Genomic DNA, 16,382 nt, shown 5'->3' on the forward strand with positions numbered 1-16,382 from the left:
TGGTTTCTGAGTCCTTTCAGGTCAGAAACCCAAGCCTCTTTCAAGGTCTCCAGAACCAAGAACAGATGGTACGACCACGGTGAAGGTATTGGAGGTAATGTGATAGATTTGGTATGCAAAATTTTAAAATGTTCCATAAAAGAAGCTTTGGAGTTTTTAAGTGATGCCATTCCAATTAACATAATGGAACAACGGTATCAGTGGGATACAACGGCAATTAACATAATCCCATGTACCAATATTAAAATCATTAAAGTCCAGGACATCATGCACCCTGCCCTGATTCAATATTTGAATTCCAGAGGTATTTCATTAATGGTTGCCAATACCTATTGCAAAGAAGTTTGGTATAGGTTTAAGGAGACTCAATTCTTTGCCATCGGATTAAGAAATTCTAAAAATGGTTGGGAACTTCGGAACAAGCTATTTAAAAACAGTAGCAGTCCCAAATCCTACACCCATATAAAACGGAATTGTAAACGGTTAATCATTTTGGAAGGCATGTTCGATCTATTGTCATTGGCCACATTGGAACAGGAACTGTTGAACATTTCGGATATTATGGTCCTGAATTCCATTGCCTTTGTAAAGGACATAGAACCCTATATCAATAACTATGAACAGACCTTGCTCTATTTGGATAACGATACGGCAGGAACTGGAGCTACTAAATACCTTATGGATACCAATCATAAGGTCATGGATAAAAGTGATACCTATAAAAACCATAAAGACTTAAACAACTATTTGTGTGATGGAAGATGACAATAACTTTGATTTTAAGTCAAAAACTAACCAAGGGCAAAAACAGCGGACGGTACAGATTCCGACCGAAGCACTGAATAATTTGGAGGTCTTGGACATGGGAGTGGTACTGAACATTTCGGAAACGGAACTGTCCATGGGTAGGAATTCGAGATGTGTGTCTGTGGACACATTCTCGTTTGCTCCCGAAGGTCGCAAAGAAAAAAAAAGAGTGTTTAAGGGGAAGGGAGACCTCGTTAAGTTTCGATGCAGCGTTTATGAAAAGAAGCTTTTGAATATCAAGGCAGCCAGAAGCGGTTTGACATTAAGTGAATATATACGACGTAGCCTATTTGAACAGGAAATTACTGAACGTTTTACGGAGGAGCACATTGAACTTTATAAAATGCTCATCAAGTACCATAATAATTTTAAATCGATTGGGAACATGTTCAAAAAACGGAATCCCAAACTTATGGAAGAAGTCCATGCTCTGGCTAACGACATCAAGGCGCACCTTAATAAGTTTCAACTATGATAGGAAAAGGAAAAAGCATATCGCATACCCGGGCTTCCATGTCCTACGGATGGAACCAGGAAAAGGATGCACAGATCGTACTGAAGGAATTCCTGCATGGCGATTCCCCTGCAGAAATAACCAAGGAATTCAAAATGGTTCAGGACCTGAACTACCATTGTACCAAGAATACCCTCTCCTTTGTCATCAGTCCGACCATTGAAGATGGAAAAAACTTGGGAACAAAGGAGCTACATGACATCACGGTACGTTTTATAAAGGACATGAATCTGGGCGAACGCCAAGCGATTGCTTTTGTGCATCAGGACAAGGAGCATAAGCACATCCATTTATATGTCAACCGTATTGATTTTAGGGGCGTTGCCTATAACGATAGTTTTATTGGTAAGCGCAGCCAATTGGCCGCTGAAAGGGTGGCGGAATGTATGCAGCTGACCACGGTCAAACAGGTACAATTTGAAAAGGCCTTTAACTCGATGGAAATCCGTACGGAAATCAAGCGAAGACATGATCTGGCCATGAAACAATTTCAGCCCAAATCCTTTGATGATTATGTCAAGGCGATGGAGACCAATGGAGTTAAGGTCATCCCGACCATTAACAACCAAAATAAGCTTCAGGGCTTTCGGTTTGAGTTTGATGGACATAACCTTAAGGGCAGCGAAGTCCATCGCAATATGTCCATTGGGAATATTGGAAAACAGATGTCCGGGATTCAGGGAGCAAGTATTTTAAAAGAAAATAATGCAAGTATCAAACTAGCTGGTAAAGTAGTTGACCTCACCCCAAACTTAGCTCTAAAAATAACCAAGTTCATCATTAAAAAAGCAATCCAAAAAGGAATCGGATATTAAACTTAAACATAACAATCATGACAAAACTTGAAGAACTGACCGCCCTTTTGGTCAATGAACTCCATGAGTTTAACAAGAGCATTGAAAGGCTGGAAAAAATCAGTGAGCAATTGAATACGACTAAAATCAAAATGGATGTTGCGGAATACAAAGCCATTATTGAGGTGCATCAAAAACAAATGATGTCACACTTAAATAGTATAGAACGTTTTGAAAATCGTTTCAACAATAAAATAAAGGAAGCTAAAATATATCCTAATTGGGCGGTAGTGGTGTTTATAATTTCAGTATTATTTGGAGCGGGAGCAATAGTATTGTGTTAAATATTAATGAATTTTAGTAATTCGGGTAAGGCCACAATTCGTGTACCATTACCAAAACGAGGGTTTCCCCCAACAGTTCCTTTTGTTGAGATTGTCAATGCTATCCTTTACAAATTAAAGACAGGAGTTCAATGGCACCAATTGCCCACACAGGTGTTTTTTTAAGAAAAGCCATTGTGTTGGGAGTCCTTATATTACAATTATCGGAAATGGTCTGTCAATGGCGTTTGGAAGACCTGTTGGATAGTAGTAAGGAGAGTCCTATATTGCTTTTTGTCAACTCTATTTTCATAATTTTACTCAAATGGCTCCTTTGGGAGTTTTTTTAAATTTTTAATATACATCTGTCCTGATTGGATGGTTTACCAATTTTAATAACCTCAAATAATTCTACTGCCACACATTGTCTTACCATTTGTCTGGTTTTGAAATTATTATATGACCAGAATCATATACTACATTTCTTTAATCAACTATTTTTGTTCTAATTAATTGACATTTAGGATTTTATTTAAACTATCTTTGTCAATGAAATGAGGTGATAAAACATAGTCCTCTGAATATTTGGAAACATACAAATGTATTCATCACACCTTACCCAAAGCAACTAGTACTCCCTCTCATATTAATAATACCTAATTGAATTGTAAAGATGAAAGATAAATCAAATGATTCTATAGGTACTCTTTCGACGGAGGAGAGGCTGCAAAATGCAATTAATAAATTGTCACTTCAGAATGAAGTCATGAACAAGCGGGCACAAGAGCTAATCCTTGCAAACAAGCTGCGCCTCTTTGAAAGCAATGAAAAAGCAGCACGAGCAGATGAACTAATTATCGCCAATAAAGAGCTTGCTTTTCAACAAATGGAAAAGGAAAAGCGAGCAGTTGCGCTAACGGCTTCAAACGATAAACTTCATGAAACTGAAATAAGATTAAATAAAGTCAATCGCCTTTATTCTTTTCTCAACCATATCAATAAAACCATTTTAAGGGTAAAAGACGAGCAAACATTATTTAACGAAGTCTGTCGGATAGCTGTTGAAATCGGAAATTTCAAAATGGCCTGGATTGGAATTGCAGATATTTCAAGGCGTAAAATCCAACTTGTTGCAAGCAATGGCTCAACAGAAGAAGATATAAAACTGCTTTCTGATAAAACCTATCATATTGAAGGACTGACGGACAAAATTTTGCATGGAAGCGAGTATTATGCTATTCCGAATATTCAGGCGGAGGATATAATAAGGTGGCAAGACTATGCAGCCGCTCGCGGCTTTATTTCTGCCGTTTCTCTTCCGATAAAAAAGTCAGGAAAAGTGATTGGGACGTTTGATATGTATTCGTCTGAAACGAATTTATTTAATGACGAAGAAATTAAAATGCTCAGGGAAGTGGCAGAGGATATATCCTTTGGAGTTGACCTTTTTGAAAAAGAAAAAATACACCAGGATACGGAAATGCTTGTACTTAAAAACGAAAAGCGTTTCCGGTCACTGATAGAACATGGTGTTGATATGAAAACGCTGAAAACTCGTGAAGGCAAGGCTTTGTATGGCAGTCCTTCCGTGGAAAAGTCACTTGGATACTCATCGGAAGAATTTCTTCATATATACCCGCTGGGTTTAATTCATCCCGATGAAATTGAAAGTTATCTTCAAAAACGAGATGCCCTATTAAAAACGCCGGGCAAATCATTTGACTTTAAGCAACGGAGACTCCATAAAAACGGGAATTGGATTTGGTGCGAAGGCGTGGTTACTAATTTACTTGAAGAAGATGGCATTAACGCTTTGGTATCCAACTTCAGGGATATTTCTGAAAAAAAGGTTGCGGAAGAGTCTATTATTGAAAGCGAAAAGGAAATCATGGCCATGGCTGAATCAATGCCTCAGATGGTTTGGGTAACAACAGGAGATGGCAAAAATATTTTTTTCAATAAACAGTGGGTGGATTATACAGGTCTTACCTTAGAGCAAAGCTATGGAGACGGATGGTTAATTCCATTTCATGAAGATGATAAACCACTTGCGTGGGAAGCATGGAATAATGCTGTGATTAACCTTGCGGAATATAGTGTTGAATGTAGATTACGAAAATATGATGGAAGCTATCAATGGTGGTTGATAAGGGGTGTGCCAAAGATTAATGAACAGGGTCAAATAGAAAAATGGTACGGCAACTGCACCGACATTGAAAAAATAAAACAAGCGGAAGAGCAAGTCAGAAAAAGTGAAGTCTTTAACCGCGGAGTGCTTAACTCATTAATTTCGCATATTGCTGTAGTTGATGGTACAGGAAATATTATTTCGGTAAATGAAACATGGAAACAATTTGCATTGGAGAACGGAGAAACCACACTGGAGCGCATTGGTGTAGGAAGCAATTATTTTGAAGTGTGCCGTCAGTCAGCCGCAAGTGGAGATAAAATAGCCGGTGAAGCATTGAACGGAATGATGGAGGTTATGAATAACAAGAGCACAAGCTTTTATCTTGAATATCCCTGCCATTCACCTGACGAGCAACGATGGTTTGGGATGAATGTAAAAAGATTTGAAGGTAATGTAGCAATGTTGGTGGTGGCTCATCTGAACATTACTGAACGTAAACTAGCCGAAAACAAACTGATTATTACTTCCAATGAACTTCAACACGCCCTAAGCGACATTACTAAAATAATGGACTCGTCGTTGGATGTCATTTGTGCTGTTGATGCAAAAGGGAATTTCCTGAAGGTAAGTGCTGCAAGTGAAGCCGTTTGGGGATATAAGCCAGAGGAGCTTATAGGCAAATCCCTTGTCAATTTTGTTTATCGCGAAGATAAAGATAGAACAGAGTTAACATCGGCTATGGTAATGACAGGCAACAATCTCAACCATTTTGAAAACCGGTATGTACGTAAAGATGGTTCGTTGGTGCCCATTGAATGGACTGCCCGATGGGATAAAAAGGGTCAAGTAAGATATGGGATAGCAAGAGATGTTACCGAGAAAAAAAGATTGGAAAAAGCTTTTGAAATTGAGAGGCAGCAATTTTTTGATTTGTTCTCTGAAGCCCCTTCCAGTATGGGCGTATTAAGCGGCCCTGACCACAGATTTGAAATGGCAAACCCTCCGTGCTTACAATTAATTGGCAAAAAGGATATTATTGGTAAGAATTTAAAAGATGTATTGCCTGAGATCATGCAGCAAGGGTTTATTGAAATATTAGACAGCGTTTATCAAACGGGGAAAACTTTTTATGCTAATGAAATACTCATTAAATTAGATGCCAATAATGATGGAATACTTGTTGATAGTTATTTGAATTTATTATACCAGCCGCACAAAGGCAGTAACGGAAAAACTGATGGCATTCTCTTCTTTGCAGTGGATGTATCAGAACAAGTGCTGTCACGAAAAAAGATAGAGGAAAGTGAAGCCAGGTTAAAAGAGGCACAAGCACTTTCCCATATAAGTAACTGGGGAATTGATCTGGCTGCCGGAGTGAATACCTGGTCAGATGAGTTTTATCATATTTGTGGAATGAACCCCGGAGAGATAGCGCCTTCTTCTGAAGCATTTTTATCTTTCGTTCATCCTGAAGATGCTGCCTATGTACAGGAAGAAATTCATAAAACTTTTGAAACTTTTGCTGCATCACATTTCTATTCCAGGATATTCACAAGAGATGGCATTCTAAAATATGTTTATAGCGAATGGAAAATTGAATTGGATGAAAACGATAAACCCATCCGCCTTTATGGAATATTGCAGGATATTACTGAACCTATTTTAGCAAAGGAGAAGTTGGAATTAACTCAATTTACTTTTGACCATGCAGGTGATGCCATTTTTTGGATGACCTCTGATGCCCGGATTGTTGATGTTAATGAGGCGGCATGTGTTTCACTTGGGTATACGCGTCAGGAATTGCTAAGGCTATCAGTACCAGATATTGACCTGGACTTCAACGTTGAAACGTGGTCTGCTTTTTTTCCAGAACTACGTAAAAAGCATTCTATATCCATTGAAGCCAAACAGCTAAGAAAAGATGGCTCGTTATTCCCAGTAGAAATAAGATCTAACTATATAAAATTTGGAGATAAAGAATTTAGTTGTGCTTTTATTCGAGACATCACAGAACGGAAAAAAGTGGAACAGAATCTTGAACGACAACATAGAGAACTTCAGAAGACCAACACCGAATTAGATCGCTTTGTCTACAGTACATCGCACGATTTACGAGCTCCGCTTGCTTCTTTGCTTGGTCTGATAGACATAACGACCGATGAAGTTGAACCCAACAACGAGTTGCTTATAGAATATTTGGGCATGATGAAACAAAGTGTTTTAAAGTTGGATAATTTCATTGGGGATATTCTCACGTATTCAAGAAATGTACGAACAGAATTAGAAAATGAGGATATTGTATTTGATGATATGATTCAGGAAGTGCTTGAAAAACATAAATTTATGGAGATGGCTAGCGAGTTTAAGTTGAAGGTTGATGTTAAACAAAAAGCAGCATTCATATCGGATAAAAGAAGAATAAACATCATTCTTAATAATTTAATTTCCAATGCCATAAAATACAAAGACGACACAAAAGAAAAATCATTTGTTCATGTATCAGTTCAATCGGACAGGAAAAATGCAACGATTATTATAGAGGATAATGGTATAGGCGTTGCTGAAAAAGACAAGAAAAAAATATTCGAAATGTTTTATCGTGCCTCCACACAGTCTACGGGCTCAGGACTAGGTTTATACATTGTACAGGAAACCATTGATAGGCTTGGGGCAACTATGACGCTTGAATCAGAAAAATCAGTTGGTTCAAAATTTACAATCACCATTTTTAATTTACTCGACGATGAAAACGAAAACAATATTACTGATTGATGACAACAAGATTGATAGTTTCTTAACAAAGCATTTGCTTTTAAAGAATAAAATTGGAGAAAATATTATTGCTGTGTCATCGGCCATAGAAGCTTTAAAATTTCTGGACACCGTACATAACGAGCCGGAACAGATTCCAGATTTTATATTTCTTGACATTAGAATGCCTGAAATGGATGGGTTTGAGTTTTTAGATGACTATGAGCGTTTACCTGACACCATCAAAAGTAAGTGTGATATTTTTATGCTTAGTTCCTCGAGCGACCAGCGGGATATTGACAGAGCAGCGCGCTACTCTTATGTGAAGATGTTTTTAATGAAGCCTTTGGATGTAAATATGCTTAAGGAACATATTTATAAAATTGCTTAAATCCGAACCTGTTAGACAAAATCTAGGATCATGAAAGATATTAACGAAATAGTCATCATCGATGACAACAAAACTGATTGTTTTATTAATCAAAAAATTTGTTCACTTACTTTTTAAAAAAAAAACCAATTGATGTTTATTTTCTTTCCTCATCCAATAATGAAAAAGACATTTATGAAGCATTAAGTATTGCGTTTTGTTCTGGATATATAATAAAACCCTTAACGAAAGAGAAATTAATTGAGGCGATGACGTTAAAAAATAAAAAAGAATCTTTTTTACTAAATAACAGTACGTCTATAAAAACAAATATAAAAAATAATGTAGCGTAAATACATAGCATTAATAACCCTAAAATACCTACTTAATTATGAAATACAAGGCTTTATTATTATTATACTTTTTAAGTATCTACACCCTTTTTTCGCAAATTGTAAATGAAGGGACTTTAAAAATTAACACGGCTACACTTGTGTCTTTTGGGAATGAATACACCATTACATCTACAGGAACTCATAACAATGAAGGAAATCTATATCTAAATAGCAATTTTATAAATCATGGTACTGTATCAATACCAATATCAGGAACTACATTTTTTAATAGTTCAGTAAATGATACTCAAACCATCTCGGGAACAACAGGCAATGTTAATTTTTATAATCTAGAAGTTAATGTAACCGGAGTTACTAAAAAAGGGGTTTCTGTAGCTGATGGCTTTGATTTAGAAGTTGTAAATATGGTTAATTTGGTGAGTGGTGATTTACGGTTAGTAGGAGAAGCTCAACTAGTGCAAACCCATACTGGTGCAAATGCTAATACGCCGAGTTCGGGAAAATTATTAAGAGACCAACAAGGTATTTCAAGTACCTATGGATATAATTATTGGTCATCACCAGTGAATAACAATACAGGAGCTTTTTCTTTTAATGGGGGATTGTTTGATGGAACCGATGCAAGTATAAATTCATTTGTACCACAACAAGTTTTAATTAATTATGGTTCTCCATATAATGGTTCTCCAGCAATGGTAGACGGAAGTAATAATGTAATAACACCATTATACATAAGCGATCGCTGGTTGTATACCTATTCACCAAATACTTCTGGATATGCAGGTTGGGATAAAATAAATAAAGACTTAAAGATAGCGCCTGGTATTGGGTTTACCATGAAAGGAACTGGAGCAATTAATCAAAACTATGTATTTAAAGGCCTGCCAAATGATGGAGACTATACTTTTCCTATAGTTATTGGACAAAGTACTCTATTAGGAAATCCATATCCTTCTGCTATGGATTCAGATAAATTTATAACTGATAATTTGCAACTACTGGACAAGTTGCTGTTTTGGGTAGATGGCGGATCTAATTCACATATTTTAGCAGCCTATCTTGGAGGCTATTCTATTTATAACTTAACTGGAGGTGTAGGACCATCTATAAATTCATCAATCTCTGGTTTAGGATCAGCTGCAGGAACCATACCAAAGCAATATATGGCAGTAGGGCAGGGTTTTATGGTGGAAGCCATATCTAATGGAATAATTACTTTCAATAATTCTCAACGTTCTTTTCAAACTGAAGATGGAGAAGTTTCAAATTTTTATAAACAATCAAATACTAAAAAAAGTGATTCACAAGCAGACACAGTAGAAAGTTTTATAAGAATGGGTTATGAAGATCCTGAACTGTTTCATAGGCAACTTTTGTTAGCATTTTTGCCTAATAGAGATGCAGATTTAAATTTTAATAGGGGTTTTGACGCTACGATGATAGATCCAAGAGAAGATGAAATGTTTTATATTATTGAAAATGATCTAACAAAAAAATACGTGATTCAAGGCGTTGGAACTTATGACAATATATATGAGTTCCCTATTGGAATAATAATTACCCAACAAGGAAAGCATGTCATTATGTTAGATGCCGTTGAAAATTTTACTGATCCTGTTTATATTAAAGATTCATTATTAAACACGTATTACAATTTATCTGAATCTAATTTTAGTCCAAATTTACCTCCAGGAGAGTATTTAGATAGGTTTAGCATTGTTTTTCAAGCTACTGAAACGCTTAACAATACTAAAGAGGTCCTTACTAACAACAACATTAGTGCTTACTTCAAAAATGATGCGATAATAATCAAAAATAAAAATCTTATAGGAATTAATCAAGTAACAGTATTTAATGTATTAGGACAAAAAATAGAGTCTTTAAATAGGCTGTCTCATGATGATAACATCATAATCCCTTTTGTACATCAAAAAGGTATGTACATTGTTTTAATTGAATCTGGACAAAATAAAAAATCTTTTAAAATTATAAATTAACCCCATTTAATTAATATACTTAACATGAAAAATTTAAAACTTATTTTAGTAATATGTTTCTTAATAAATAGCATTGTTTTTGGACAAGTAGGTATTGGAACTATAACTCCAGACAACTCATCTATGTTAGATATTTATTCCGACAGTAGAGGGTTATTAATACCAAGATTAACCACAGAACAAAGAGATGCTATCATACTTCCAGCGACAGGTTTAATGATTTACAACCTTACCTTGAATGATAGTCAATTAAATACTGGAATTCCTTCAGTACCAAATTGGATAGGTATCAAAGGACAAGCGGGATCTATGATTGATACTGTCACCGAAGGCGGAATTATTAGTACCACATCTACTAGTGATTTGTTGGTGACGGGGATGACACTATCGCCTCCTTCAGGCACTTACTTGGTTTTATTTAATGCCCAGTTGTCTAGCAGTCAAACATTTAGTTCAGATCAAGGTGTTATTGATGCTGCAAGTTTATATAACCAATTAATGGCATACCCAGGCGGTGTCCCACACGTTCTAACTTTTGGTAGTGGAGAGATTTTGTCTGCAGGTGTCTATGATGTGTCCGGAGCACCATCGATTGCCGGAACACTTACAATGGACGGGGGTGGAGACCCAAATTCGGTGTTTATTATAAGAGGCTCTGGAGCATTTACTACAGGAGTAGGTACAACTGTTGTACTGACAGGAAATGCAAATCCCAAAAATATATTCTGGGTTTCTAATGAAGCCATGTCAACGGCCGCTAATACAATAATGAAAGGTACCATGCTTGGTGGTGGAACAGCTGCTGGAGCAGTGTCATTAGGTGCCGATTCGAATCTTGAAGGAAGGCTGTTTACAAAGTTGGGAGCAGTAACCCTTGGGGCGGGCGTCGTTATTACTGCTTCAACAGGTAGTGCTCCCGTTAATTTAGGAATACTTTCCACATTTGCTATGTGGAGCTCTTCAGGTGCGGTTTCAGATGTAGCATCTGCCACAACCACTGGAGATGTGGGTACTGCATTAGGAACTTTGACAATGGCTGGTACACATGTTGGGGAAGAATATCCCGCAGGTACAACAAGTAGCCCAAGTACTACTACTTACAGTATTTATCAAAATGGTTTGGAGGTTGCGAATTCAAGCAGAATAATTAATTTGTCTCATTCAATAGTGTCTCTTCAAGCTATGGTTACCGTAATTGCAGGGGAACCTATTGAAATACGGTGGAAAGTTGATACTGGTGAAGCGACGCTGGACCATAGAACCTTATCGTTGATTCGTTCAGGATATTAATTGCTTTGAATTTTAAACTAATAGGGCAGTGATTCACAATATTCTCAATAAGCTTTGACATAAAAGTCGGCGAATAAATATATAGAGTGCCTATGGTTTCCAAGGTGAAGATGTCACATTTCTTAACTTTAAAAATTAAGATTATGAAAACAATAAATACATATGTTTTAAGTGCTATGCTGATTTCATTTTTAACTTTTAATTTATAAACCTTTGCTCAAGTAGGTATCGGGACAACCAGTCCTGATGCCTCTGCAATGTTAGATATTAATGTATCCACTTTAAATGCAAATGCAAAAAAAGGGAATTTTAATGCCGAAGATGACTACCACTGAAAGAGATAATATCGCAGCACCCGCAGAAGGATTGCAAATTTATAATACAACCAAAATATAGCAGTGGTGCTTGGAAATCTTTTTTGTTTTCTACTAGCTCTAACCTTGTTTATGTTTACTCACTTGGTGATTTGCCAACCCCAGCTAGTACTGCTATCACATTAGATGCAACTAAAATGTATATCTTTTCTGGTTTTGTTAATATTAGTCCTAATTATATTATTATGAATGGGCCGGACTAAGGGGTACCGATCCACAAAAAGATGGAGTCATGTCATCAGTTTCTGGAGCTGTTCTATGAAGTACAAATACCAGCATTTATATGGCATAGCATAAAAGAAAGACGGAACATGTTATTGCTCAAACATTACTATTCTAGTATCCAATAGCTTTAAATATTTTATTTTCATTTCATCAGAAAGAAAAGATATCTCAAGTAATTCCTTCCAAATAGGAATTGTTTTTTTTATTTGTTCTAGAATTATAGTTATTGTTTTTTCGTTGAGTTGTAGCCTTTCTTTGGCGTAATAGTCAATAAAATCGGTTGCTTTCAAATTACTTTTTTTTCCTTTCATGGTGAGCGCTATGTCTTCATCGGGATGTTTAATAGCTATAGTAGAGTTTAGGAAATCATAAATGGGAGAGAGTGTTGTTTTACCATTTTTAGTAATTAAAGAAAAGTTTTTCAAATGCATATCCTCATTTCCAGTTAGAAAACAAAAAAGAATTCTTCTGAAAAAATCAGCTTTTTCGATAGCAGGGAATGAACAATATTCGTCAAGTACCGGAATGAGTTTTTCCATTGTAAAACGATATTTTGTATCTCTGGTATTTCCAGTTAATTGAGCAAAATCTTCTGTAGCCCATTTTTTTCCTTTACCATAGCGGTCAAAACGTTTGATAAAATAGGATAAACTACCATCTTTACCATAAAGCATTCCGTGAAAAGGAACTTCTAAGCCAAATGCTTTTGCCATTCGCATGGTTACATCTTCGTTTTCTGGTAATTGTGGAAACAAATCATTTTGTGGCTTTATTATATATGTTCCAAATTGATCAACAATTTTAAATTCTTGACCCACAATAGAAACAGAGGCACTAAGCTTTGGTTGTACTCCTTGAATCGATAGTTTTTTAGCTCTATTAGCGGCTTCCTGACGTAATTCTACTGCTGTATAAGGCAAATCGTTTAAGTGCGTTAATTTAGGGGCAATCATGCGTATTCCTTTTTCGCTATAGGTATTCGTACCGCATAATTCGTATGTTATGGGACATCTATTCATTTTCCAATAATTGAACCGTTACTGATCCTACTAAATCATTTCCTGTAGCAATTAGTTGGGAGAAATAATCTTTTTTATCAATTTTGGCAATGCGTAATAAACCTTCTAACATAACACCTTCAGGCAATAACCCTTCGAAAAAAGGAGGAAAGGATTTGTAACTATATTTTTTATGGTTCGTGGGCATGGTCAAAGAAATCGCTTCACCCTCATAATTTTGATCGTACTCAAAAATATAGTTGCCAGCGGCTATTTCTGTTAAAATCCCAGCTCTTTTTCCGTGAGTTAATATAATTGCTTGTCTCATAATTATTTAGTTAATGGACTTTTGAATTCTACTTTAATATTGAGTACTTGAAGCACTGCAAATAGATTATTTAATCGCACCGTTTCTTTATTCTTTTCAATATCAAAAACAGTTGTTTTACCAACTCCTGCTAGATTGGCTAGCTCCAGTTGGGTAAGTCCTGCTTTTTTTCGATGGTCTTTAATCAATGCCCCTAAATCAAAATCATTCATTATATACTGTTTAAACGGTAAAAATACGCAATTTAAATATTTATAGAAACATTTTTTATGTAAAATTATATTTTATTACTGTTATGGCAGTAAATAAAAGAAGAGATATTGGTTTTTACTGGTGAAAAGGCAAAAAATGCATTACATTACTGCTAAGGCGGTAATTTATTAAACAAAGAGCTATAGATTTGTAGCTTTTTTTTGAGTTACTTCGGATATTAGATACACTTATGCAAAAAATTTGTAAGTATATACTATAATAATATCAAAAGAAAACAAAATATTACACCTTATTTACACCCGGAAGGCTGTTATGCCCCGTATTTAAAGGAAAGTTACATATTGCATCGAAATAACTAACTTTCTTTATTGCTTAATAATTGAAGTAATTGTTCCTTATTTTTTATATAGATAACTCTTTTATCTACTTCGATAATCCCTTCATCCTTAAATTGTTTGAGGCTTCTTCCTAAACTTTCTGCGGAAGTGCCAATAATGTTGGCTAAATCTTCTCGTGTTAAATCAATACCACCAGCTTTCGAATGTTTTTCGAATCGATTTTCTAAAATGAGCAGATTAATTGCCAATCGTGCATTTAGATTTTTTTGGGCAAGTACAGCTATAATATTAGCCAATACTCCAAATTCATGACCTATATTTTTTATAAATGTTTGTTGTAAAGCTGGAATAACTTGCAATAATTGAAAAAAAATATCTTTAGCTATAAAATTTACTTCAAGATCCTCTAATGCCTCACAAGAATCTTGATAACGCTCTTCTCCAAATAATGCATGATACCCAAATACGTCTCCCGGTGTGTAGATATAAAAAATTTGTTCGGTTCCAGAAAAACCGCGCTTAAACTTTTTAACTTTCCCTTTCTTAATCTGAAAGATACCGGTAGGAACACCTTCTTCATAAAACAAAAGACTTCCTTTTTTTATGGTCAATGACTCCATTGAAGCATATACGGCATTTTTTTCATCAGTAGTTAATGCTTCAAAAAGTAGTTCGCTTTGAAAATCAAATTGTGAATAAAAGTTTTTCATCTGTCAAATATATAAAAAACAACATATAAAACATAACATTTGTTAAGTTTTTAAATAACATTTATCGTATATTTGCACTCAATTAAATTTAATACATATTATGAATGAAAGCAAAATTAGTTTTGTTAACGGAAAATTACATGTTCCCAATAAGCCTATTGTTCCATTTATTGAGGGTGATGGCGTAGGGTCCGATATTTGGAAAGCTACAAAATTAGTCATTGATACCGCTGTTAACAAAGCATACGGTGATTATAGGGAAATTAAATGGAAAGAAGTATATGCAGGTGATAAGTCATTTAAAAAAACAGGTGAATGGTTGCCCGAAGACACTATTAAAAGTATTGAAAAATACCTAGTGGCGATTAAAGGTCCATTAACAACACCGATAGGGGGTGGGATGCGCTCCCTCAATGTAGCTTTACGGCAACAACTCGATTTATATGCCTGTGTAAGGCCAGTTAAATGGTATGAAGGTGTCCCTTCTCCTGTTAAGGCTCCAGAAAAAGTAGATATGATTATTTTTAGGGAAAACACAGAAGATATTTATGCCGGAATAGAATGGCTGCATGGCACTCCTGAACTTGAAAAAATAAAAAACTTTCTAATAAATGAGATGAAGGTTACGGCAATCCGCTTTCCCGATACCGTATCCATTGGCATTAAACCCGTTTCAAAAGAAGGAACAGAACGCTTGGTTAGGGCGGCTATTCAATACGCCATTGATAATAAAAAAGAATCCGTGACCATTGTGCATAAAGGCAATATCATGAAATTTACAGAAGGGAAATTCAAGGAATGGGGCTATCAACTGGCCAAAGATGAATTTGCCGCTAAAGATTATGAAGGAGGCCCTTGGCAAGTTATTACCAAAAACGGTTTTCAGTTAATCATTAAAGATGTCATCGCCGATGCATTTTTGCAACAAATAATTTTAAGGCCGGACCAATATGATGTTATAGCAACACTTAACTTAAATGGTGATTATATTTCTGATGCTTTGGCTGCCATAGTGGGTGGAATTGGCATAGCGCCCGGTGCAAACATAAATTATAATACGGGAGTTTCCATATTTGAGGCCACGCATGGTACGGCGCCCAAATATAAAGATCAAGATAAGGTGAATCCTTCTTCCGAAATACTTTCTGGTGTAATGATGTTGGAATATATGGGATGGAACGAAGCTGCAAACCTTATTGTCAAGGGATTGAAAGGAGCCATTCACAAAAAAACGGTCACCTATGATTTTGAACGTTTGATGGAAGGTGCTACCTTACTTAAATGTTCTGAATTTGGGAATGCTATAGTTGATAATATGTAAATTAAGTTTTATAAATGATTTCTAATAAAAAAGATTTCGAAGTTTTATATGCTGGAAGAATCAGTAAATCCTTGGCTTTTACAAAAGATGAAAGGGAACAATTTTAAAACCATAAATACTATATGTATCATCCAAATTTCAATATTAGAACTTTATGAAAAAAGGAACAAAGCTATACAGTGTTTTAAAATTGAAATGTCCGCGCTGTCACATTGGAAATTTGTTCAGTAATCCAGGATTATTTGTTTTTTCAAGAATCTTAGAAATGCCCGATAAATGTCCGCACTGTAAACAAGATTTTAAGCTAGAACCAGGATTTTACACAGCTGCTTTATGGATTAGCTATCCGGTGGTCCTATTAATTTTTATTCCGTTGATCCTATTGGGATTTTCACTTGATGACCTGAACAGCTTTTTCAAATATCTTTACCCAGTTATCATCATTCTTGCCTTCGTTTTACAAATCCCGTTAATGCGCATCGCAAGAGCCATTTTACTGAATATGACAATTGATTATACAAAAAATGGTAACTTTCAATAAA

General features: G+C 35.6%; 14 protein-coding genes. 10 read left to right on the plus strand and 4 right to left on the minus strand.

Translation table 11 applies throughout. The annotated features are described in order from the left end of the window. From CSW08_RS09040 to CSW08_RS09085, 8 genes are all read left to right on the plus strand, one after another. On the plus strand, positions 1–765 hold a 765-nt coding region (locus CSW08_RS09040; protein ID WP_106659568.1), incomplete at its 5' end, for a toprim domain-containing protein. A gap of 97 nt (positions 766–862) precedes the next feature. Beyond that, the gene (mbpA, locus tag CSW08_RS09045) at positions 863–1,282 is read left to right on the plus strand and encodes a mobilization protein MbpA (RefSeq protein ID WP_238987233.1); all 420 of its coding nucleotides are present in this window, start codon (positions 863–865) and stop codon (positions 1,280–1,282) included. Beyond that, complete coding sequence (locus tag CSW08_RS09050) at positions 1,279–2,136, plus strand: relaxase/mobilization nuclease domain-containing protein (protein WP_106659569.1); 858 nt, start codon at positions 1,279–1,281, stop codon at positions 2,134–2,136. The genes mbpA and CSW08_RS09050 overlap by 4 nt, the downstream gene beginning before the upstream one ends. A gap of 17 nt (positions 2,137–2,153) precedes the next feature. Then, positions 2,154–2,459 (plus strand): DUF6730 family protein, encoded by a 306-nt coding sequence (locus CSW08_RS09055; protein ID WP_106659570.1) that lies wholly within the window; start codon positions 2,154–2,156, stop codon positions 2,457–2,459. 745 nt (positions 2,460–3,204) lie between these two features. Further along, a complete protein-coding gene (locus tag CSW08_RS09065; protein WP_162495550.1) occupies positions 3,205–7,341 on the plus strand; it encodes a sensor histidine kinase in 4,137 nt (1,378 codons plus the stop codon). Continuing rightward, positions 7,313–7,711 carry a response regulator gene (locus tag CSW08_RS09070; RefSeq protein ID WP_106659573.1) on the plus strand — a complete coding sequence of 133 codons (399 nt, stop codon included), beginning with the start codon at positions 7,313–7,315 and terminating at the stop codon, positions 7,709–7,711. Before CSW08_RS09065 ends, CSW08_RS09070 begins: the two co-directional genes overlap by 29 nt. A gap of 370 nt (positions 7,712–8,081) precedes the next feature. Continuing rightward, positions 8,082–10,043 (plus strand): T9SS type A sorting domain-containing protein, encoded by a 1,962-nt coding sequence (locus CSW08_RS09080; RefSeq protein WP_106659575.1) that lies wholly within the window; start codon positions 8,082–8,084, stop codon positions 10,041–10,043. Between the two features lie 24 nt (positions 10,044–10,067). After that, on the plus strand, positions 10,068–11,333 hold the full coding sequence (locus tag CSW08_RS09085; protein ID WP_106659576.1) for an ice-binding family protein: 1,266 nt from the start codon (positions 10,068–10,070) through the stop codon (positions 11,331–11,333). A 688-nt stretch (positions 11,334–12,021) separates the two neighbouring features. Here the strand turns inward: CSW08_RS09085 and CSW08_RS09090 are convergent. The 4 genes from CSW08_RS09090 to CSW08_RS09105 all read right to left on the minus strand — a co-directional run bounded on the left by CSW08_RS09090 (position 12,022) and on the right by CSW08_RS09105 (position 14,519). Beyond that, on the minus strand, positions 12,022–12,951 hold the full coding sequence (locus CSW08_RS09090) for a HipA domain-containing protein (protein WP_106659577.1): 930 nt from the start codon (positions 12,949–12,951) through the stop codon (positions 12,022–12,024). Beyond that, the gene (locus CSW08_RS09095; protein WP_106659578.1) at positions 12,944–13,258 is read right to left on the minus strand and encodes a HipA N-terminal domain-containing protein; all 315 of its coding nucleotides are present in this window, start codon (positions 13,256–13,258) and stop codon (positions 12,944–12,946) included. The genes CSW08_RS09090 and CSW08_RS09095 overlap by 8 nt, the downstream gene beginning before the upstream one ends. 2 nt (positions 13,259–13,260) lie before the next feature. Further along, positions 13,261–13,470, minus strand: coding sequence for a type II toxin-antitoxin system Y4mF family antitoxin (locus CSW08_RS09100; RefSeq protein ID WP_106659579.1), 210 nt, complete (start codon positions 13,468–13,470; stop codon positions 13,261–13,263). A 356-nt stretch (positions 13,471–13,826) separates the two neighbouring features. Beyond that, positions 13,827–14,519 (minus strand): Crp/Fnr family transcriptional regulator, encoded by a 693-nt coding sequence (locus CSW08_RS09105; protein ID WP_106659580.1) that lies wholly within the window; start codon positions 14,517–14,519, stop codon positions 13,827–13,829. Between the two features lie 100 nt (positions 14,520–14,619). Between CSW08_RS09105 and icd the strand changes: the two genes are divergently transcribed. Beyond that, positions 14,620–15,840 (plus strand): NADP-dependent isocitrate dehydrogenase, encoded by a 1,221-nt coding sequence (icd, locus tag CSW08_RS09110; RefSeq protein WP_106659581.1) that lies wholly within the window; start codon positions 14,620–14,622, stop codon positions 15,838–15,840. A gap of 154 nt (positions 15,841–15,994) precedes the next feature. Next, positions 15,995–16,381 carry a DUF983 domain-containing protein gene (locus CSW08_RS09115; RefSeq protein ID WP_106659582.1) on the plus strand — a complete coding sequence of 129 codons (387 nt, stop codon included), beginning with the start codon at positions 15,995–15,997 and terminating at the stop codon, positions 16,379–16,381. The last annotated feature ends 1 nt before the right edge of the window (position 16,382 follow it).

The organism is Confluentibacter flavum (assembly GCF_002843175.1).
GTDB classification, from domain to species: domain Bacteria; phylum Bacteroidota; class Bacteroidia; order Flavobacteriales; family Flavobacteriaceae; genus Confluentibacter; species Confluentibacter flavum.